The organism is Brachybacterium atlanticum, from assembly GCF_025669985.1.
In the GTDB taxonomy this organism is placed as follows: domain Bacteria; phylum Actinomycetota; class Actinomycetes; order Actinomycetales; family Dermabacteraceae; genus Brachybacterium; species Brachybacterium conglomeratum.
Genome location: NZ_JAKJJW010000018.1, coordinates 1 through 20,271 on the forward strand (window position 1 = coordinate 1; position 20,271 = coordinate 20,271).

General features: G+C 70.8%; 17 protein-coding genes, 1 tRNA gene and 3 pseudogenes. 16 read left to right on the forward strand and 5 right to left on the reverse strand.

The features are described from left to right. Nucleotides 1-108: 108 nt before the first annotated feature. The 8 genes and pseudogenes from L3K22_RS10090 to L3K22_RS10125 all read left to right on the forward strand — a co-directional run. Nucleotides 109-519, forward strand: a pseudogene (locus tag L3K22_RS10090) (hypothetical protein); the annotation flags it as partial. Further along, nucleotides 516-1,535 carry a ParB N-terminal domain-containing protein gene (locus L3K22_RS10095; protein ID WP_135446908.1) on the forward strand — a complete coding sequence of 340 codons (1,020 nt, stop codon included), beginning with the start codon at nucleotides 516-518 and terminating at the stop codon, nucleotides 1,533-1,535. The pseudogene L3K22_RS10090 and the gene L3K22_RS10095, both read left to right, overlap by 4 nt. Before the next feature lie 66 nt (nucleotides 1,536-1,601). Next, nucleotides 1,602-2,309 carry a hypothetical protein gene (locus L3K22_RS10100; RefSeq protein ID WP_135446906.1) on the forward strand — a complete coding sequence of 236 codons (708 nt, stop codon included), beginning with the start codon at nucleotides 1,602-1,604 and terminating at the stop codon, nucleotides 2,307-2,309. Between the two features lie 18 nt (nucleotides 2,310-2,327). Beyond that, nucleotides 2,328-3,986, forward strand: a complete 1,659-nt coding sequence (locus L3K22_RS10105; protein ID WP_135446904.1) for a M23 family metallopeptidase — start codon at nucleotides 2,328-2,330, stop codon at nucleotides 3,984-3,986. A gap of 6 nt (nucleotides 3,987-3,992) precedes the next feature. After that, the gene (locus L3K22_RS10110) at nucleotides 3,993-4,259 is read left to right on the forward strand and encodes a DUF6112 family protein (RefSeq protein ID WP_135446902.1); all 267 of its coding nucleotides are present in this window, start codon (nucleotides 3,993-3,995) and stop codon (nucleotides 4,257-4,259) included. 194 nt (nucleotides 4,260-4,453) lie between these two features. Beyond that, nucleotides 4,454-4,774, forward strand: coding sequence for a DUF6112 family protein (locus tag L3K22_RS10115; RefSeq protein WP_135446900.1), 321 nt, complete (start codon nucleotides 4,454-4,456; stop codon nucleotides 4,772-4,774). 38 nt (nucleotides 4,775-4,812) lie between these two features. Further along, complete coding sequence (locus tag L3K22_RS10120) at nucleotides 4,813-6,225, forward strand: conjugal transfer protein TrbL (RefSeq protein WP_135446898.1); 1,413 nt, start codon at nucleotides 4,813-4,815, stop codon at nucleotides 6,223-6,225. A 6-nt stretch (nucleotides 6,226-6,231) separates the two neighbouring features. Next, nucleotides 6,232-7,704: an SCO6880 family protein gene (locus tag L3K22_RS10125; RefSeq protein ID WP_182495687.1), complete on the forward strand. Its 1,473-nt coding sequence runs from the start codon at nucleotides 6,232-6,234 to the stop codon at nucleotides 7,702-7,704. Between the two features lie 12 nt (nucleotides 7,705-7,716). Here the strand turns inward: L3K22_RS10125 and L3K22_RS10130 are convergent, their stop codons facing one another. Further along, nucleotides 7,717-8,157 carry a hypothetical protein gene (locus L3K22_RS10130; protein ID WP_135446894.1) on the reverse strand — a complete coding sequence of 147 codons (441 nt, stop codon included), beginning with the start codon at nucleotides 8,155-8,157 and terminating at the stop codon, nucleotides 7,717-7,719. Between the two features lie 119 nt (nucleotides 8,158-8,276). Here L3K22_RS10130 and L3K22_RS10135 point away from each other — a divergent pair, with 119 nt between their 5' ends. The 8 genes and pseudogenes from L3K22_RS10135 to L3K22_RS16740 form a co-directional block, all read left to right on the forward strand. Beyond that, nucleotides 8,277-9,509 (forward strand): hypothetical protein, encoded by a 1,233-nt coding sequence (locus tag L3K22_RS10135; protein WP_240689143.1) that lies wholly within the window; start codon nucleotides 8,277-8,279, stop codon nucleotides 9,507-9,509. Next, nucleotides 9,506-10,993, forward strand: coding sequence for a putative type IV secretion/conjugal transfer ATPase (locus L3K22_RS10140; protein WP_135446892.1), 1,488 nt, complete (start codon nucleotides 9,506-9,508; stop codon nucleotides 10,991-10,993). The genes L3K22_RS10135 and L3K22_RS10140 overlap by 4 nt, the downstream gene beginning before the upstream one ends. After that, nucleotides 10,990-11,574 (forward strand): hypothetical protein, encoded by a 585-nt coding sequence (locus L3K22_RS10145; protein ID WP_135446890.1) that lies wholly within the window; start codon nucleotides 10,990-10,992, stop codon nucleotides 11,572-11,574. Before L3K22_RS10140 ends, L3K22_RS10145 begins: the two co-directional genes overlap by 4 nt. After that, nucleotides 11,571-13,358, forward strand: a complete 1,788-nt coding sequence (locus L3K22_RS10150; protein ID WP_135446888.1) for a type IV secretory system conjugative DNA transfer family protein — start codon at nucleotides 11,571-11,573, stop codon at nucleotides 13,356-13,358. The genes L3K22_RS10145 and L3K22_RS10150 overlap by 4 nt, the downstream gene beginning before the upstream one ends. A gap of 91 nt (nucleotides 13,359-13,449) precedes the next feature. Then, nucleotides 13,450-13,896, forward strand: coding sequence for a single-stranded DNA-binding protein (locus L3K22_RS10155; protein ID WP_135446886.1), 447 nt, complete (start codon nucleotides 13,450-13,452; stop codon nucleotides 13,894-13,896). 19 nt (nucleotides 13,897-13,915) lie between these two features. Beyond that, nucleotides 13,916-14,488 (forward strand): hypothetical protein, encoded by a 573-nt coding sequence (locus L3K22_RS10160; RefSeq protein WP_135446884.1) that lies wholly within the window; start codon nucleotides 13,916-13,918, stop codon nucleotides 14,486-14,488. Next, entirely contained in the window at nucleotides 14,485-14,733 is a 249-nt protein-coding gene (locus tag L3K22_RS10165) for a hypothetical protein (protein WP_135446882.1), read from the forward strand. The genes L3K22_RS10160 and L3K22_RS10165 overlap by 4 nt, the downstream gene beginning before the upstream one ends. 164 nt (nucleotides 14,734-14,897) lie before the next feature. Further along, a pseudogene (locus L3K22_RS16740) lies at nucleotides 14,898-15,956 on the forward strand (recombinase family protein); the annotation flags it as partial. Between the two features lie 598 nt (nucleotides 15,957-16,554). On the opposite strand, the gene L3K22_RS10175 reads toward L3K22_RS16740, so the two are convergent. The 4 genes and pseudogenes from L3K22_RS10175 to L3K22_RS10190 all read right to left on the reverse strand — a co-directional run bounded on the left by L3K22_RS10175 (nucleotide 16,555) and on the right by L3K22_RS10190 (nucleotide 20,270). Beyond that, nucleotides 16,555-16,630 (reverse strand) — tRNA-Ala (locus tag L3K22_RS10175). 91 nt (nucleotides 16,631-16,721) lie between these two features. Then, on the reverse strand, nucleotides 16,722-17,582 hold the full coding sequence (locus L3K22_RS10180) for an inositol monophosphatase family protein (protein ID WP_263311281.1): 861 nt from the start codon (nucleotides 17,580-17,582) through the stop codon (nucleotides 16,722-16,724). 96 nt (nucleotides 17,583-17,678) lie between these two features. After that, a pseudogene (locus tag L3K22_RS10185) lies at nucleotides 17,679-18,956 on the reverse strand (D-arabinono-1,4-lactone oxidase); the annotation flags it as partial. Nucleotides 18,957-19,067: 111 nt separating this feature from the next. Then, on the reverse strand, nucleotides 19,068-20,270 hold the full coding sequence (locus L3K22_RS10190) for an alanine racemase (protein WP_263311282.1): 1,203 nt from the start codon (nucleotides 20,268-20,270) through the stop codon (nucleotides 19,068-19,070). Between the last annotated feature and the right edge of the window lies 1 nt (nucleotide 20,271).

Consider the following 20,271-nt stretch of genomic DNA (forward strand, 5'->3'; position numbering starts at 1 on the left):
TCGAGACGCTGCACAAAGAGGCCCTCACCCGAGAGCCCGCACCCACAAAGTAGCGGCAGAGAACCTGGGCCGATTCAGACCGACACCAGCGCCGATGCGGGCGATAGTGGTTCCGGCGGTTCGGATCAGGCGTGCATGTCCGCTGCGTCGGCGAGCGAGGACGCGATCGGGTTGCTGTGCCTGCTGGGCTGGGCACCGGAGACCGCGCGGGCGTCGGTGGAGCATGTCTGTGGGGCGCTGATGCGGGCCGGTACCCGGCAGAGCGCTTACGAGGCGTTGCGGCGAGACCGGCACGCCCGCGCCCTACTCGACCTGCCCCGCGCCTCGTGGACCGTGCTGCTACGGGCACTGCTCGGCAACCCCCACCCCGCCTACGCCGCCACCAGTGCCGGCAAGGGGGTGCTGTTGCGGCTGCTGATCGGCGAGACGCTGCCGGTGCTGCTGCGCGACGACGACCTCGTGCTCTCCCTCTCCCTGGCCGCCCCACGGCGCCGTCCCGCCGGGGGTGAGGCGCAGTGAGTTTCGATCCGGGACACATCGAGCTGGAGTGGACGGTCGAGTCCATCCGGGTCGGCCGGCGGCACCGCACCGAGCTGGGCGACATCGACGAACTCGCCGCCTCCATCGAACGCGACGGACTGCTGCAACCCATCACCGTCACCCCGGACGGCGTGCTCGTCTGCGGAGCGCGTCGGCTCGCGGCGATCAAGCGGCTTGGGGAGAAGAAGGTCAACGTGTGGGTCCGTTCCGGACTCTCCGACCGACTCGGACAGCTCCTGGCCGAACAGGACGACAACATGCTCCACAAACCGCTCACCCAGCGCGAGGCCGCCGCCCTGTACCGGGAGCTGAAGCAGGTCATGGCCGAAGACGCCGCCCGCCGCAAGGTCTCCACGCAGTTCAGCAGCGACTACCAGCCGGGGAGTGACGGTCCCGCAAATTTTGCGGGACCGTCAACCGCTTTGGGGGACTCGCGTGAACAGGCGGCGGCGATGGTCCCCGGCGGCGCCTCGCACACGACCCTAGAGAAGATCGGCTACCTCGAACATCTCGCCGCCGACCCCGCCCAACCCGAGAGCCTGCGCGCTGAGGCACAGGCGGGGCTGGAGCGGATCGAGGCCGGAGCCCCGGTGCATCCCATCTACCTGGCGGTTCGCGACGCGGCGATCGCTGCGCAGGGCGCGCGGGAGGCCGATCTACATCAGATGGCCGACGAGGCCGTCGCCCGCGCCACTGCCGCCAAGAAGCAGAAGGGCAAGCAGCCGGTGCCGCGCCCGGTGCCGCTGACCGGTGTCGATGGGGAGCCGGTGCGGTATCCGGTGCGGGCGTTCATCCACACCTGGGGCGAGCTGACCGAGTGGTGGACCCACTACGACCCCGACCAGCTCGCCGCCGAACTCACCGACGAGCAGATCGCGGGCTTCCTGGACACCGCCGAAGGCACCAGCCGGTTCGCCGAGGAGCTGCGCGCCGCCCGCGACCGCCGGGCAGCCGACGATGCCCCCGCGGCGCGGGGGCATCTGCGCGCCCTCTGACCGGGCCGTGCGCCATCGCCGTCCTCGGGTTCCTCCGTCTGGTCAGGGTGGGCGCACCTGCCGGGTATGAAGACCCCATTCGCCTCGTCTGATCCTCGTTCCCGTCACCGACTCATCGCACTCATCGCCGCGCTCGTGGCGATCGTGGTGCTCGCCGGGATCGGGGTCTACGGCCTGCTGGCCGGGCGACCGAAGCCCGATACACCCGGCGGGGACAGCGGGACGCGGCCGGGGCCGGTGGTCACCTCACCTGGCGAACCCGGCCCGACCGGAACACCGACTCTGCCTGCGCTGCCGGAGGTCGAGGCGTCCGATGACCCGGAGACCTTCGCCGGCAACGTCGCCGAGGCGTTGTTCGCCTGGGACACCGGCAGCGGGTTGATGCCGCTGGACTACAGCTCGGTGATCCTCGCCGTGGGCGACCCCTCGGGTGCGGAGCAGGCCGGGCTCGCCTCCGACGTCGCCGCATACCTCCCGTCGCGGGAAGCCTGGCTGGAGCTTCGTCAGTACACCACCGCCCAGCACCTGACCATCGAGGACGCCTATGTGCCGGAGGCGTGGGGTGAGGCGGTCGAGCAGGCCCAGCCGGGCCAGCTCGCGCCCGGCACCATCGCGTACACGATCGAGGGCACCCGCCACCGCACCGGGGTCTGGAACGACGAGCAAGTCGCCTCGGAGCATGCGGTGGCGTTCACGGTGTTCATCGTCTGCGCACCGACCTACGACACCTGCCACCTGCTGCGGCTGTCCCAGCTCGACAACCCCCTCCAGTAGCCAGGGGGTTGATCGGTCGTGTTGAAGAAGCTCGCCATCGCCACCCTCGCGGTGCTCTTCCTCGCCCCCTCCCTGATCCTGGTCGGGATCGGCGTGGTGATGAACCCCGCCCTCACCGCCACCGGCGCCTGCGTCGTCCCCGGCGGGACGAACCTCACCGTTGGCGACGTCCCCGACGAGCTGGAGGTCACCACCGCGAACGGTGAGACCTTCACCCTGAACCGGACCCAGCTCACCCACGCCGCGACGATCATCGAGACCGGCTCCGGGATCGACGGCGTGAGTCGCGACGGGCTGGTCATCGCGTTGATGGCCGCACTCACCGAATCCACCCTGCGGATGCTCTCCAACACCAGCGCCTACCCCGAGAGCGCGAACTACCCCAACGACGGCGACGGCGGAGACCACGACTCGTTGGGCCTGTTCCAGATGCGGCCACAGTCCGGGTGGGGAACCGTCGCCGAGCTGATGGACCCCGTCTATCAGGCGGAGGCGTTCTTCGGCGGACCCACCGGTCCGAACCACCCCTCGCCGCGGGGCCTGTTGGACATTCCCGGCTGGGAGGACATGGACAAGGGCGAGGCCGCCCAAGCCGTCGAAGTCTCCGCCTACCCCGACCGGTACCGCAACTACGAGCCGGTCGCGGAGGCCATCCTGTCCACCCTCACCACCACGACGGCCGCGGGTGGCGACGCGGTTCCGGTCGTACAGGCTGCCCGGCCGGAGTCCTCGCGGGTGGTGTTCCCGGTCCCGGAGGGCACCTGGGTCCTCACCTCCGAGTACGGGCCGCGGGTGCACCCGATCACCGGCGAGGACTCCTTCCACACCGGGACCGACTTCGCCGCCCCGGACGGCACCCCGCTGCTCGCGGCAGCCGATGGCGCCGTCACGGTGGCGGAGTTCTCCGGCGGCTACGGCGGGCTCATCGTCATCGAGCACACCATCGGCGGTCAGACGGTCGCGACCGCGTATGCGCACATGTGGGAGCACGGCATCCACGTCGCGCCCGGAGACCAGGTGGTCGCCGGGCAGCACATCGGCGACATCGGCAGTTCCGGCAACTCCACGGGTCCGCACTTGCATTTCGAGGTCCGCATCGGCGGCACGAACGGTGAGCACACCGACCCCGCCGCCTGGCTCAACTCCCATGACGCGGCCGACCTGCCCGAACCTGAGACCGGCCCCGGCACCCCCGGCGAGGACTGCGACCCTGAGAATGGCAGCGCTCCCGGTGGGTCGCCGGAGCCGTTCGAGGGCGACCCGAACCGCATGGTCGACGACCCCACGTCGGATGGGCAGATCACCGCGCGGATGCTGCACCTGTATCAGCAGACGATCGTCGCGTTCCCCGACACGAGCTGGGCCTGCTACTCACCCCGCCCCGGCTCCGTCTCCGAACACCCCCTCGGCCGCGCCTGTGACGGCACGTTCGGCAACGCCATCGGCCAGCGCCCGACCCCGGCGCAGCGCGAGCTCGGCTGGGACGTGACGAACTGGATGAAGACCCATGCCGAAGCCCTGGGCGTGGAGTACCTGATCTGGGACGGAAAAATCTGGTCTCTCGCCCGCGACGCCGAGGGCTGGCGTCCCTACGACGGCGGCGGCATGCACGACCCCGACAGCATCACCGGATCGCACGCCGACCACGTCCATGTCTCCGTACGAGCCGGGAGCTGAGCGGTCATGGACGTGTTCCCGGACTTCGACGGGCTCGGCGGCATCGGTGACCTCCGTGCGGTGATCGGTGCGCTGTTGACGTTCGTGCTGATCGTCGCGGTGCTCATGCTGATCGTGTCCGCGATCGTGTGGGCGATCGCCGCCGCAAACGGCAACCACGCCATCGCGAGCAAGGGCCGCACCGGTGTCCTCGTCGCCCTGGGCGCCGCGGTACTGGCCGGCGGCGGGGTCGCGTGGATGAACTGGCTCATCGCCCTCGGCGACCAGCTCTGACACCCCGCACGCCGCCGCCGTCATCCATCGTCGCGCCACGGATGCCGTCTCGCCCTGCCGGGGTGGGGCGGCATCCGTCTGTTGCGCCTCTCGGTGGTCGGACTCGGACACGTGGAGGTGGGGCGCACCTGATGCGTGAACCCCGTCCGTGTTCCCCGCCGTCTCTGGCGGGCTGTTCCTGTCAGGAGCCCATCGTGTTCGACCTCGCCACCACCGTCCTCGCCGCACCGCTCGTGGTGCCGATGGACATCAACATCGACCCCAACAGCGACGGCCTGCCCGGCATCGCGCAGCTGCGCACCATCGTCGGCGCCGTCATGACCGTCGGCCTGATCCTCTCCGTCCTGGCACTCATCATCAGCGCGATCGTGTGGGGCTTCGGCGCCAACTCCTCCAACCCCCACCTCGCGGGCAGGGGCAAGATCGGCGTCCTCGTCTCCTGCGGCGCCGCGGTGATCTGCGGGGCGTCGGTCACGCTCATCAACTTCTTCTGGAACGTCGGCCAGCAGGTCTGACCGCCCTACTCGACCCTGGCGTGAAGGAGTGATCTGCGGTGGGTGTGTGCGATATCCCCCTCGTCTCGACCGTCTGCGACACCGCCGGTGAGGCCGCTGCCAGTCTGGTGTCGGCGCCGTTCGACTGGCTCGCCGGTGCGATGGGCGCCGCCGCCGGGTGGCTGTTCGAGGCCGTCTGGGCGGTGTTCGACACCACCACGCTCGTGGACGTCACCAGCCCGGAGTACGTGAGCGTCTACAACATCCTGTTCGGCATCGCGGTGTTCGTGATGCTGATCTTCTTCTGCCTCCAGCTCATCACCGGCCTCATCCGACGCGACCCCACCGCCTTGTCCCGTGCCGCACTCGGGCTCGCCAAGAGCGTGCTCGGCAGCTTCGTCGTCATCACCCTGACCGCATTGCTGCTGGAGATCGTCGACCAGCTCTGCATCGGGATCATCCAGGCCGCCGGGGAGACCACCGAGAGCATGGGCGACAAGATCGCCCTGCTCGCCGCCGGCCTGGTCGGCATCAACATCGCCGCCCCCGGCGTGGGCGCGATCATCACCATCTTCCTCGCCGGCCTCGCGATCGCCGCCGCCGCCATCGTCTGGCTCTCCCTGCTGGTCAGGAAGGCGCTGCTGCTGGTGGCCATCGTGTTCGCACCCCTCGCCTTCTCCGGGGCGTCGTGGGATGCCAGTCGGGGATGGATCAGCAAGTGGGCGATGTTCGTCATCGCACTGATCTGCTCCAAGCTCGTCCTGGTCGTGATGTTCCTCGTCGCCATCACCCAAGTCAGCGCACCCATCGACGGCGACCTGGCCTCGGTGGCCGATCCGATCGCCGGGATCGTGCTGATGGCGATGGCCGCGTTCGCCCCGTATCTGACCTACAAGTTCATCGCGTTCGTCGGGTTCGACATGTACCACGCCATCGGCTCCGAACAGGACGCAAAGAACGCCCTCAACAGTCCCGTCCCGGTCCCCTCCAAGCCCGGCGGCAACGGCGGCGGTGAGCCGAAGAAGGTCCTCGACGACAACGACGGTGGCGGTGGTGGCGGTGGGAAGAAGCCGCCGGAGCCGAAGAACCCCACACCAGCCTCTTCCAGCGGCACCGCTGGCGCGGGCAGCAAGGCGGCCGCCAGCAGCTCCGCAGGAGCAGGTGCGGGCGGTGGGGCTGGCGCGGGTGCGGCGGCTGGTCCGGCCGCAGCCGCTGTCGTGGCGGCGAAGGTCGCCAAGGACGCCGCCACCGCCGGACCCAAGGCGGGCGAGGCCATCGGCAACCAAGCCGACTCCACCGCCGACTCCGCGGGCCAGACGGGCACCACCCCGCCGCCCGCGCAGGCGCCCCCGCCGTCGACCCCGGCACCCAAGACGCCCGGCGCGGGACCCACGGCGGGGCCGTCCCAGCCGGAGGCACGTCCGCCGAAGCAGCCCCCGCCGCCGGCGCCGAAGCCGACCGGGAAGGAGTGAGCCGCCATGTCCGCGAAGCAGACCGAGCCCGCTGGGTCGTCGGGTGAGCTGGTGCCGGTGAAGTTCTCCCGCCTCACCCGCCGCGGCGTGTTGTTGGGACTGTCGTTGGCGCAGCTCATCACCCTCGCCACCGGCGTCCTCTCGGTCGTCGGTGCCCTCTACGCCGGGGGTGGCATCCTGCTCGCCTACACCGCCCCCATCTGGGTCATCGCCGCCGCCCTGACCTGGATACCGGTCGCCGGACGGCCGGCGGTGGAATGGCTGCCGGTCGCGTGCTGGTGGCTCTGGCGCACCACCGGCGGCCAACTCCTCTACCGCCGCCACGTCGTCAAGCCCCGACCAGTGGGAACACTCGCGTTGCCCGGCGACATGGCGCGACTCCGCGAGTACACCGACCCCGAAACGAACGCGGGGATGATCCACGACCCCACCGCCGCCACGCTGACGGTGGTCTGCGAGGTCACGCATCCGGCGTTCGTGCTCCTCGATCCGGGCGAGCAGGAACGGCGCGTCACCTCCTGGGGCCGTGTCCTGGCGACCGTGTGCCGCTCCGGCCGCATCGCCACCCTGCAAGTCCTGGAACGCACCCTGCCGGACTCCGGTACCGGCCTCGCGGAATGGTGGGAAGCGCACGGCACCGCCGACGACACCTGGGCCGCACAGACGTACGCCGAGCTGATCGACCGCGCAGGTCCCGCAGGCGAGAGGCACGCGACGACGCTGTCGCTGGCGTTGGACATGAACACGGCCGCGCGGCAGATCAGGACCGCCGGCGGCGGCCTGCGCGGCGCGGCCGCGGTCCTGCGCCAAGAGATGAACACCCTCGTCGCGGCGCTGCGCTCGGCCGACCTGGCACCCTCGGGATGGCTCACCCCAGGACAGATCGCAGTGATCCTCCGCTCGGCCTATGACCCGGCGATCGCCGCCACCCTCGAACGCCACGGACAGCTCGGCCAGTCCCTCGCCACCGCCGGGCCGGTCGCGGTCAACGAGTCCTGGTCGCGGCTGCGCACCGACTCGGCGCACCACGCGGTGCTGTGGGTCTCGGAGTGGCCCCGCTCGCTGGTCTATCCCGGCTTCCTGTCCCCGGTGCTGCTCTCGACCGGGATTCAGCGGAGCTTCTCGTTGCTGTGCACGCCGCTGCGCTCCGATGCCGCGGCCCGCGACATCCGGAAGAAGAAGGTCGAGCACATCTCCGACCAGGCTCAACGGGCGAAGATCGGGCAGATCGAGGACGCGGCGCAGACCGCGGAGTACCACGACGTGCTCCAACAGGAAGCCGACCTCACCGCCGGCCACGGCATCCTCCGCTACACCGGCCTCATCGCCGTCTCCGCACCCACCGTCGAGGAGCTGGACGCCGGGGTGGCGGCGATCGAGCAGGCCGCGATCCAAGCCTCCTGCGAGACCCGCCTCCTGGTCGGGCAGCAGGCCGCCGCGTTCACCGCCGCCGCCCTTCCACTCTGCCGCCGCGTATGAGCACGCCCGCAGTCAGGTCCGCTGGTCTGGGAGGGTGCCGTAGCTGTTGGCGTAGGTCTTGCCGGGCTTGGGGTGGGTGAACTTCAGTCCCGACCAGACCTCGTCGATACGCAGGCAGGTGCTCTCGACCATGTTCAGTTCGTAACCGATCGCGATCACCGACTTGATGGTCAGGTCGGTGCCGAGCTTGCCGCCCTTGGGCCACGAAACCCACAGCATCCCGCCCGGACGGAGTCGGTCACGCAGCTCGCCGAACTGCTCACGCAGCCGGTCCTGGGTAACGACGAACAGATGCAGGTAGTCCAACTCGCCCGTCAACGTCTCAGGAACGTCGAGGTCAGGAAGGCCCATCGCCGTGACAGCCGTCGCCGGCGCGTCGCGCAGATACGCACGCAGGCCGGGCTTGACGCCCATCTTCTGCGCGACAGTCCGCGTCTGCTGAATGCTCGTCATGTCATCGACCGTAGACGCCACCACGGACACCTCCTGTCCGCTATCAGTGGCTTCCGTCGATAAGGGACACCCCGCGCACCTGAGAGCACACGCCCTCAATCAGTCTGGGAGACCCCATCATGCCGACGTTCCGCGACCCGCTCACCGATGCCGCCGAGGCGTCCGAAGCGATGCGGGGTCTCGCCCACGCCTCCCGTGTGTTCGATGACCCGGCCGACACCTACACCGTGTTCGGTGACCTCACCGCGACCATGCGATCGCTGCGGCAGGTGCTAGACCAGCTCGCCAATACTCACCTCGCCCACCGGGACCGGGCACAGCACGATGACGGCGACCACCTCGCCGGGGACCGCTCCGCGCTCGCTGCCGCCGACGAGCTGCACCGAGCCGGGACCCTGCTCGACCAGGCCCACGACCACCTCAACACCGCGTTCTCCCACTCCGGGCGAATCGCGTGGCACCCCGAGCCAGTCGTGGATCGAGACGCTGCCCGTGAACGACTGGCCGCGCGCCTCGATGGCGACCCCGCGACCACGACCGTGCAGGCCGGGACACTCACGTTGACGGTGTGGCCCGATACGCCGGCGGGTGAGCATCAGCGCTATGCCTACCGGATCATCGACACCACTACGGGGCGGGAGCTGGAGGGTCGGGACCTGTTCACCGGCGCCGGCCAGCCCGTCGACCCCGACCATGCGATCCGCGACCTCGCCACGTTCCTTGGCGCCGCCGGCGAGGCCCGCCAGTACGCCCTCGACCATCCCGACAGCACGCCCGAGCACACAGGGTTGTTCCCGGAATGGGTGGCCGAGGCAGCCCGCACCAACGCCGACGCGCTCACCGAGCTGACCGAGCCCGCCGAGCCGGCCCCGGCAAGCGAAGCGTCCGGGACGGGCCGGCAGTGGATCAGCGTGGTGTTCCTCCAAGGCGAGGAAGCCGACCAGGTACTCGACGTGATCGACCGGGACGGCACCGCCGCGGCGCTCGAACACCTCGCTGGCTATGACTACGGGGACGAGACCACCCAGGCCGCACTGGAGAACGGCTACGTCTACGACAAGCCCCCGACCGGGCCGCTGGACCGGGTGATCACTGGCGAGGACGGCTACACCCTCACCTACAACCCGTTCGCCGGCCACGTCAGCCTTCTCCGCGAACACCACACCCCGCCCGCCGACGTCCTCGAAGACTCTGGTGTGGTGCCGGCGCGGGAGGCAATCGCCGGGATCGGCGCCCCCGAGCCGGAAGCGAGACAGGCGGCGTCCGTGCCGTCGCGGAGGGCGCCCGATCCGTCGTGGTTCGAGCATCCCGGTGTGGCTGCGGTGAAGCAGTCCCGAGGACTCTCGCTGTGAGCGCGAGTGAGCCCGAGCGGCTGCACACCTCGGTCTTGGTCGCTCCTGCCGCCGAGCGACGCCGGCTGCGCAAGCAACGCCGCCAGGCCGCCGCCCGCCTCCAGGCCGAGCAACGTCGGGCCGAGAAGCAGGCGGCGCGGGCGAAGGCCGAAGCTGAGAAGGCCGAGCGCCGGGCGACGACCTACCTGCCTGCCGTCGGCGAACCCGGACCCGCTGCGCTGAGGTCGCCGGGCCGGTTCCGGCTGCCCCGCCATCAGGACACGTCCGCGACGTTGGCGGGGGCGTATCCGTTCGTCGCCGAAGGCGGCCTCGGCTCCGATGGCGTGTTCGTCGGGCAAGACCTCTACTCCGGCGGGTCATTCGTGTACGACCCCTGGGTGTTGTATGCCCGCGGCATCATCACCGCGCCCAACATCGTCCTGGCCGGGATCGTCGGCTCCGGCAAGTCATCCCTCGCCAAGAGCCTCTACACCCGGTCCCTGCCGTTCGGCCGCCGCGTCTACGTGCCTGGCGACCCCAAGGGCGAGCACACCGCGGTCGCCGAAGCGGTCGGCGGCAGGGCGATCGTCCTCGGTCACGGGCTGCACACGAGACTGAACCCGCTCGATGAAGGCCACCGGCCCTCCGGCCTGTCGGATGAGCAGTGGGCCTCCACGGTCGCCTCCCGGCGTCGCGATCTGATCGGCGCCCTCGCCGAAACCGTGCTGGCGCGCGGGCTGACGCCGCTGGAGCACACCGCCATCGACCTCGCCTTGACCGCGACGGTGCGGGAGAACACGGTGCCGATCCTGCCGATGGTCGTGGACCGCATCCTGTCCCCATCCCAAGACAACGATGGGCGCCTCGGGGAGGATGGCCGGCTCGTCGGGCATGCCCTGCGTCGCCTGGTTGCCGGGGACCTCGGCGGGCTCTTCGACGGCCCCTCCACTGTGGCGTTCGATCCGTCGCTGCCGATGATCAGCCTCGACCTGTCGCGGGTGACGGAGAACTCCACCCTCATCTCGGTGCTGATGACGTGCTCCAGCGCATGGATGGAGTCCGCGCTCCTGGACCCGGCCGGCGGGCAACGGTGGGTGATCTACGACGAGGCCTGGCGGCTCATGTCCCACCCCGCGCTGCTGCGGCGGATGGACGCGCACTGGCGGCTGGCGCGCCATTACGGGATCGCGAACATGCTGATCTTCCACAAGCTCACCGACCTCGACAACGTCGGCGACCAAGGTTCCGCGATGCGGTCCCTCGCCAACTCCTTGTTGGCGAACGCCGAGACCCGGATCGTCTACCGGCAGGAGTCCGACCAGCTCGGCCCGACCGCCGCCGCGCTCGGGCTGACCGGGACCGAGCAGAAGCTCCTCCCCACCCTCGGCGTCGGACAGGGGCTGTGGAAGATCAAGTCCAGAAGCTTCATCTCGCAGCACCAGCTCCATCCCGTCGAGCTGGAACTGTTCCGGACCGATGCCCGCTACCTGGGCGGTCAGTCATGAAGGGCCGCAACCCGCTGCACCACACCCCGTCCCAGCAGCCCGACGAGACACCGGTGGCGCTGCCACACGTCGTCATCACTGTCACTGAGAACGGCGCCCTGAACGTCACCGTCGACGGCACGCCGTTCCCGTCACCTTCCGCGGGTTCGGAGTGGACACGGGGCACCTTCGGGCCGCTGCTGGACGCGGTAACCCACGATCGCACCGTAGCGGTGCGGATCGAGGTCCGCGAGGTCGACGGGACCGTGTTCACCGACCTCATCCGCGCCCGCAAACCCACCCCACCACCACCCGACGACGAACCGGCCGGGCCGGGGACGCAGCGTTCACGCCGCGCCAAGCACACCACGCAGCACGAGCCTCCGGTGCTGATTGAGGTCACCGGGGACGGGTTCGTGCCCGGTGAGGACATCGCCGTCGCCGTGATCGTCGCCCACACCGACGCCACCGGCACCGGGGCCGCCCGAGCCCTGCTCGACCAGCAACAGCTCGACGCCGCGCTGCCTGAGGGCGACGACGCGGGCGAGGCGGTGCTCTACGGGCGTATCTCCGGCACGATCGTGGTCAGGCGGGTGCCGTGAGCAGCCCGCAGGGCCGGCAGGCCGGGTCGTTCGGGGACGAGCTGACCAACGCCGCCCTGATCGGGCTGGTCGGCATGTTCGGCGTCGCGCTCATCCTGCGCGCATCAGGCAGCGTGGCCGCGTTCCTCACCGGCACCAACCAGCCCGCCGCGGGACCGGCGTCGGGGCTCGGGGTGCTGTTCAACCCCGCCGACCCCGCCGCCGCGCTCGACGCCGCAGGGTTGAACCCGGTCGTCTACTGGATCGTCACCGGCCTCCTGCTCGCGGGCCTGTGCGTCGGTGGCGGGTGGGTGTGGGTGTGGCTGCGCCGTCACACCCGCAAGACCGAGACCGACCCCCGCCGCCTGGCCGGCACCGCCACCGGCCACGAAGTCAGTCAAACCGCCTCCGGCAAGGCACTGCTGCGCCGCGCCGGCACACTGCGCCCCTCCGTGGAGCAACCCTCACCAGGCGATGTCGGGTACCTGCTCGGCACCAGCCACGGCAAACAGGTGTGGGCATCGGTGGAGGACTCGATCCTGCTGCTCGGCCCACCCCGGTCAGGCAAGGGCCTGCACGTGGTCATCAATGCCATCTTGGATGCGCCGGGAGCGGTCGTGACCACGTCAACGCGGCCGGACAACCTCACCGCCACCCTGAAAGCCCGAGCGCGGGACGGGCGGCCGGTGGGAGTGTTCGACCCCCAGCACCTCGCCGAAGGCGTCCCCGCCGGCCTGCGGTGGTCCCCGGTGCGGGGGTGTGAGGACCCGTTGACGGCGATGATCCGCGCCACCGGCCTCGCCGCCTCCACCGGCCTGTCTTACGGCGGTGTCGAGTCGGGCGGGTTCTGGGAAGGCAAGACCCGCACCGCTCTCCAAGCCCTGCTGCACGCCGCCGCTCTGGACGGCCGGCCGCCGGCCGAGCTGTTCCGGTGGACCCTGGACCCCTCCATCGCGGCCGAAGCCGTCGCCGTCCTCACGAACCACCCCGGCGCAGCCACCGGATGGGCCGACTCCCTCGGCGCGATGATCGACTCCGACCCCAAGACGCGCGACTCCATCTGGCAAGGCGTCTCCCTCGCCCTCTCAGCATTGGCCGACCCGCGCGTCCTCGACGCGGTGACTGCTCGCGAGGGCGAGGACTTCGACCCCGAAGCCTTCCTCCAACAGCGCGGGACCCTGTTTCTCTTGGCGACGGGTGCGGGTGCCGGGGCGTCCGCGTCCCTCGTGGCCGCGTTCGTGGAAGACCTCGTGGAAGCCGCCCGCCGCCTCGCCGCCCGCTCACCGGGTGCCCGGCTCGACCCGCCCCTGCTGCTCGCCCTGGACGAGATCGGCAACCTCAGCCCGTTGCCGTCGCTGCCGACGCTGATGGCCGAGGGCGGCGGCACCGGCATCACCTGCCTCCCCGTCTTGCAGTCCCTCGCACAAGCGCGGGAGAAGTGGGGCGACAACGCCGCCGGCGCGATCTGGGATGCCTCCATCGTCAAGATCATCCTCGGCGGCGCCTCCAACTCCCGCGACCTCCAAGACCTCTCCTCGCTGATCGGCGAACGGGACGAGTACACCGATTCGGTGACCCTCGGCGACCACGGCACCAGATCGAACCAACGCTCCATCAGAAGGGTGCCGATCCTCCCGCCCGACCGCATCCGCACCCTGCCCTTTGGCACCGGCGTCACCCTGCTGCGGTCCGCCCCGCCGATCGTGACCGGCCTGCGGCCCTGGCCGACACGCCCCAACTCCGCCCAGCTCGGCACGGACGGCGCGGCCATCGAGGCGCTGCTGCGTCGCCCCGCCGACACCTGACCTCCCTTGTCATCTGTGGGGCGCGTGGGTGCACCTGCCTGACACGAGCGGTTCCTAACGGGGGTCGCGTGAGTGTCAGGAGGAGAGTCCGATGGCTATCCAGACTCAGCAGTCGTTCTCGGGGTTTGTCGCGTCCGACCCGCAGCTCAGTCGCACGGAGAACGGTGATGCCCGGCTGTATATGAAGGTCGGCAAGGAGCACTACCGGCAAGAGCAGGACGGGTCGTTCACGCAGTTGGAGACCACCTTCCACAACCTGGTCGCGTTCAAGGCCGCCGCTGAGCAGGGCCACGAACGACTGGCCAAGGGCGACAAGGTCATTGCCGACGGCTATGTCCGCGAGTACAGCTATCAGCGCGACGGGCAGAACGTCGAAGGTGAGGAGTTCGTCGCCCGCCGCCTCGGCCACGACATGGCCCGCACCCGTTACGACGTCGACCGCACACCCCGCCGCAGCCCGCCCGAGCGCGACGCGACCGCGTTCACCGCACCTGAGCACCGCCCGGCCACCGCATCGCCCGCGGCCGTGAGCCTGTGACCGGAAGGGGCTGACGACGATGGATGAGTACACCCCTGAGCCTGACGAGCCCGACCACTTCGACCCGGACGACGGGCCCGACGCCGGAGCGGACGATGTGGCCGAGCCGCCGCACCCGGTGAACTGGAACCTGCTGTCCGCCGACGATCTGGAAGTCGAGTGGCTCGCGCTCAACGACTGGGTGGCGTGGCTGCGCCGCACCTACGGACTACCCGCCAGCGTGGTGCCTCCGTTCTGGCACCGCCACCCCGAGCTGGTGTGGGAGCTGTCGGCTCTGCATCTGCATTGGCTGGGCGCCTATGACCCCGAGCAGGCCGGGTCCGCGCCGTTCGGCTGGCATCGTGACTTCGCCGACGCCCGGAACCGGCTCCGCGAATGGGTCGCCGCCTCCGGCACCCGCCTGGACCGCGACCGACCCACCCGCCAGACCACCTGGCCCGGCGAAGACCCCGCACCGCCTGTGGAGGACGTGATCATCGCCGACCGCGGGGAGGACTTCGTACAGTTCGTCTTCGATCAGGTCGAAGCCCGCCGCGAGGCCGAGGAGGCGTTCTTCCGCAGCCTCGATGAGCGCACCGGAGAAGTCCCGTGACCGGCCGGGCTTCCCGCGACAGGGATGAGCGGCTGCCGGAGAGGATGCGGGATTACCGGATCGAGGCCGAGCCGCGGCAGAGCCCAGACCTGCACAAGCTCGTCCAACTGTTCATCGGCATGGCCCGCTCCCGCGCCGAGCAGGACCGCACCACGCCCGCGACGGACGCCGACACCGTCCTGCCGGCCTCAGAGCAATGTCGGGACGGCGAGGTAGAATCAGAAGCGCAAGAAGCCAACGGCTGAGCTTTCGGGCTTGGTCGTGGTGCGCAGTCCTGTTTGGCCTTCGTGGCTTACCCGGCCGGCTCCTTCGGAGCTGCCGGGTCGTGTTTCCCCATTACGAGTCGCACCGCACCAGCGGTAGCCGCCGCTCGTGCTGGCCCCGACCACCGGGGAAGGGAACACGACCCATGACCGCCACGACCACTGCACAGCAGCCACCCGCCGCCACCGCGCTCGATCGCATCGGCGAGACCACCACACTCGCCGTCTCCTACCTGCGCGTGTCAACCAAAGAGCAGGCCTCCAAGGGCGGACGGGACGAGGGCTTCTCGATCCCCGCTCAGCGCGAGGCGAACCTGCGCAAGGCCCGCGAGCTGAACGCGATCATCACCGAGGAGTTCGTCGACGCCGGCGAGTCCGCCCGCAAGGCCGACCGGCCCGAGCTGATGCGGATGATCGAGTACGTCAAGACCCACCAGGTCGCCTACTGCATTGTTCACAAGGTCGACCGGCTCGCCCGCAACCGCGCCGACGACGTGACCATCCACCTCGCCCTCAAAGAGGCCGGGGTCATGCTCGTCTCCGCGACCGAGAACATCGACGAGACCCCGTCCGGGATGCTGCTGCACGGCATCATGTCCACCATCGCGGAGTTCTACTCCCGGAACCTCGCCGGCGAGGTCTCCAAGGGCATGAACCAGAAAGCCCAGGGTGGCGGGACCAACGGCAAGGCCCCGATGGGCTACCTCAACGTCACCAAGCGTGACGAACTCGGCCGCGAGGTCCGCACCGTCGAAGTCGACCCCGACCGGGCACCACTGATCACGTGGGCCTTCGAGGCCTACGCCACCGGGAACTACTCCACGATCAGCCTGCGCGAGGAACTCATCGACCGGGGCCTGACCACCGTGCCGACCCCGAAGCGGCCCTCCAAGCCGCCGGTGCTGTCCACGATCCACAAGATGCTCACCAACCCCTACTACAAGGGCAGCGTCCGCTTCCGCGGTGCCAGCTACGACGGCCTGCACGAACCGCTGGTCGCGCCCGAGGTCTGGTACCGCGTCCAGGCGGTGCTCACCGCGCACCAGACCTCCGGGGAGAAGACCCAGTCCCATGACCACTACCTGAAAGGCAGCCTGTACTGCGGGCAGTGCGGGTCCCGGCTGACGCTGACCAACGCCAAGAGCCGCCGCGGCGTCATCTACCCGTACTTCATGTGCACCGGCCGGCACGCCCGCCGCACCAACTGCGAACGCAAGTCCATGTTCGTGCCCGACATCGAAGCCGCCGTCGAGGACTACTACCGCCACGTCCAGATACCCGAACACGTCGTCACCGCGCTGCGCGAGCTGGTCACCAGTGAGTTCGACCGACTGCACCAGGTCGCCAAGCACGAGGCCCAGGGGTACAAGGCAGAACGCGACGCGCTCCGTGACGAGCGCACCAAGCTCATGCAGGCTCATTACGCCGGAGCCGTGCCCCTCGACCTGCTCGGCACCGAGCAGGACCGCATCGCGCGGCGGCTCGCGTTCCTCGACGCGCAGATCAACGCCGGCGACATCGAGTACGACCAAGCCAAAGCCCACCTGGACGACTGCCTCGCCCTCGCCGGGGACATGCACGCCATCTACATGAGCATCGACGATTCGCTCCGCAGGATCGCCAACCAAGCCTTCTTCGACAAGCTCATCGTCACTGATGACGACGCCATCCACGGCGAACCCGGCGTCCCGTTCAACGTGTTCCTCGACCGCGACGTCCAGACCCTCGCCGTCCGCCAACAGGGACGGACGGCGGAATCTGGAACTCAAACCGGTGATGTCGTTGGTTTGAACAACGACCTTCTGGTGGAGCTAGGGGGATTCGAACCCCCGACCTTCTCATTGCGAACGAGACGCGCTACCAACTGCGCCATAGCCCCATGTCGCTCGGCGACCGCATCAGATTAGCACCCCACCAGGGATGCTGTCGCATCGAGGCGGGCCTCTTGACGAAGGTCACAGAGCGGACGCTCAGCTCCCGACCCGCAGAGCCTGCAGCTCGTCCTGCAGCGCATCGAGCACCTCGAGCCGCCCCTGGCCGGAGCAGGCGACGTAGGCGGGCTGGAGGTGGTCGGGACGCTCGGCGACCTCCTCACCGGGCCAGGTGCGCAGGGAGCCGCCGGCGCGGCGGACGATGTGGAAGCCTGCCGCGACGTCCCAGGAGTTGATCGCGGTCAGCGCGGTGGCGTCCGCCCATCCCGCGGCGACGTAGGCGAGCTCGAGCGCGGCGGAGCCCAGGTGGCGCACCGCGGAGACCGAGTCCTCGAGGGTGCGGACGGCACCGGCGGCGAACTCCGGGAAGCCGGAGCCCGTGCGCTGGCCGGGGTAGCCGGAGAGCACGAGGGCGTCGGGGGCCGGACGGGTCTCGCGCGGGGTGATCTCCCGGCCGTTCAGGGTCGCGGGCCCGTCGGCCGCGGCGAAGACCTGGCCGAGCACCGGCGTGTCGATCACGCCGGCGACCAGCTCGTCGCCGATCGTGACGCCGATCGAGATGCAGAACAGCGGCAGTCCGGCGGCGAAGTTGCTGGTGCCGTCGATCGGGTCGACGTAGAAGCTGACCTGCTCGGGACCGGAGGGCTCCGCGGCGGGGCGCTCCCCGCCCTCCTCGCCGACGATGCGGGCGCTGGGCAGCAGGCGGCGCAGCTCGGAGACGATGATCTCCTCGCTGCGGCGGTCGTGCTCGGTGACGATGTCGTGGCTGGAGGTCTTGTACTCGCGGGAGAGGTCGTCGCGGTCGAGGCCGCGGAGGTACTCGGCGGCGGCGTGCGCGGCGGTGAGGGCGTGCTCGAGCAGCTGGGCCGGGGACGGGGCGGAAGAAGCGGTGGTGTTCATCACCGCCAGGCTAGTCCGCCCTGGTCAGCCTCGGGGCGACGGACCGGGGCGCGGACTCCTGTCGGCCCGTGACCGGCCGCCCGAGACGCCGCCCGGTCACGTCCCGAGCAGATGGCGCAGCGCAGGGGTCATGAGCTGGCCGTCCGGGTCCGCGGCGCGGCGCACGGCGCGGAAGTCCTCGAAGCGCGGGTAGAGCCGGGAGAGCTCGCGGGCGCCCAGCCAGTGCATCTTGCCCCAGTGGGGCCTCGCCCCGAAGTCGGCGAGGGTGCGCTGGACGAGCAGCAGGTAGGGCCCGGCCTCCTCGCGGTGGTAGCGGTGCGCGGCGATGTACACGGTCTCCCGCTCGAACGCGGTGGAGAGCCAGACGTCGTCGGCCGCGGCCCGGCGGATCTCGAGGGGGAAGGTGACGCGCACGTCCTCGGCCGCGAAGTGGGCGCGCAGCGCCGCGAGCGCCGCCTCGAGGTGCTCGGCCGGCAGCGCCCACTCCGACTCGTGGAAGCGCACCCGGCGCGGCGCGGCGTACACCGCGGCGGAGTCGTCGACGGTGCGCGGCCCGGCGAAGACGTGGGAGGCGATCTCGGCGACGGGCCTCGACAGCGGCGGGGCGAGGGCGGCGGCGCGGCACAGCATCTCCCAGGCGCCGTTGCCGTGCACCTCGCGCTGCAGCAGCTCGGCGGCGCGCGGGGGCCGCTGCCGGGGCGCATCGGCCGGGAGACGGCGCATGGTGCGCACGGTCGCGCGGTCGGTGCGGGGGAACCAGAAGATCTCGTGGTGGTCCGCGCTCTCGCAGGTCGCGAGGAACTCGCCCGCCGCCTCGTCGAGGGGCCGGGTGGTCTCGACCAGCTCGAACCGGTATGCGGGCACGCACTGCAGGGTCACCTCGAGGATCACCCCGATCGTGCCGAGGCCGAGCCGCGCCGCCTCGAAGAGGCCCCGGTCCCGGGTCGGCGAGGTGTCGAGGACGGAGCCGTCGGGCAGAGCGATCCGCAGTGCGCGCACCGTGCCCGCGAAGCCGGTGAAGCGCGCGCCGGTGCCGTGGGTCCCGGTCTGGATCGCCCCGGCGATCGACTGGTGGTCGATGTCCCCCATCGTCTCCAGCGCCAGGCCGTGCGGGGCGAGGAGCTCGGCGACCGACCAGAGCCGGGTGCCGCCGCGCAGGGTGACCAGGCCGGTCGCCGGGTCGGCGCGGACCAGCCCCTGATAGCGGTCGAGGGTGAGGAGCAGCCCGTCGGTCGCCACCAGCGGGGAGAAGGAGTGACCGCCGCCGATCACGCGCAGCGGGAGGCCGCGGGAGCGTGCCTCCCGGAGCGCGGCGGTGACCTCCTCCTCGCTGGTGGGGGCGAGGATCTCGTGCGGGGTGAAGCGGACCGCGCCGGACCAGTTGCGGCGCGGCCGGGGGCGGCCTCATCGCCGACGGCGGCTCGGGCTCGTCGTCATCGACGGCTCCTTCCGGGACAGGGGCGGCGGGGCGCTGAGGGCCGGGGATCAGAGGAAGGTCCCACCCTCGCCGCGATAAGTGGGCATCGGATCCAGGACCTGCTCGCCCTGGACGGGCAGGTAGTGGGAGAAGTGCTCGGCGGGCTCGCCGGCCTTGGCGTGCCGCAGCCACACCGTGTCGCCGATGCGCAGGTCCTCGGCGGCAGGTCCGATCACGGGGGTCTGCACCTCGCCGGCCGCCTCCTGCCGGGCGAAGGCGAGTCCGGGCGGATGGGCGATGGTGGGCAGGCGGTCCGTGCCGGGCGGGCCGGAGGCGATCCACCCGCCGCCGAGCACGGTCGCGACGCCCGGTGCGGGGCGACGCACGACGGAGGTGCCCAGCCACAGCGCGGGCTGCGGGGTGAAGCCGCGGTAACGGTCGAACAGGCCCGGCCCGATCAGTCCCGAGCCGGCGGCGACCTCGGTGACGGCCTCCTCGGCGGCGCTGGACTCGAGCGAGCCGGTGCCGCCGGCGTTGACGAACTCGAGCGGGGCGAGCGCCCGGACGGCGGCAACGACCTCCGCGCGGCGTGCGGCGATCTCTGGGCGGGAGAGGCGCTTCATCGCCCGGACCGCGGCGCCGTAGGGGGTGGGGGCGGCGTCGGTGACCCCGGCGATGTGCCCCTCGTAGGCCATCAGGCCCACCAGCTGGAGCCGGGGCCGGGCGAGCGCCGCGCGGGCCAGGCGGGCGGCCTGGCCCGCCGTGCGCACCGGGGAGCGCAGGGCGCCGAAGCGGATCCCGGGCAGCGGGGCGTAGGAGACGTCGAGCTCGAGCGCCACGCGGATCCTGCGTCCGCCCGTGCGGGGCGTGAGGTCGGCGGTGGCGTCGAGGATCAGGTCCAGCTGCGCGGTCTCGTCGACCATGAGCGTGATCGCGTCCAGCGCCTCCGGCGAGGCGACGAGGCGGCGCAGCGCCCCGCGCTCCGCGGTCGGATAGGCGACCAGCACGTCCCGTGCCCCGTGGGCGACGAGCCACAGCGCCTCGGGGAGGGTGAAGGCGAGGATCCCGGCGATGCCGGGGCGGGCGAGGACCCGGTCGAGCAGTCCCCGCACCCGCAGCGACTTCGAGGCGATGCGCACCGGGGTGCCGCCGGCGCGGCGGAGGAGGTCGTCGGCGTTGGCGTCGACGGCGTCGAGGTCGAGGACCGCGAGGGGGCGCTCGGACCAGCCCGCACCGGCCAGCAGTCCGTCGACTACCGCGAGGTCGCGCACC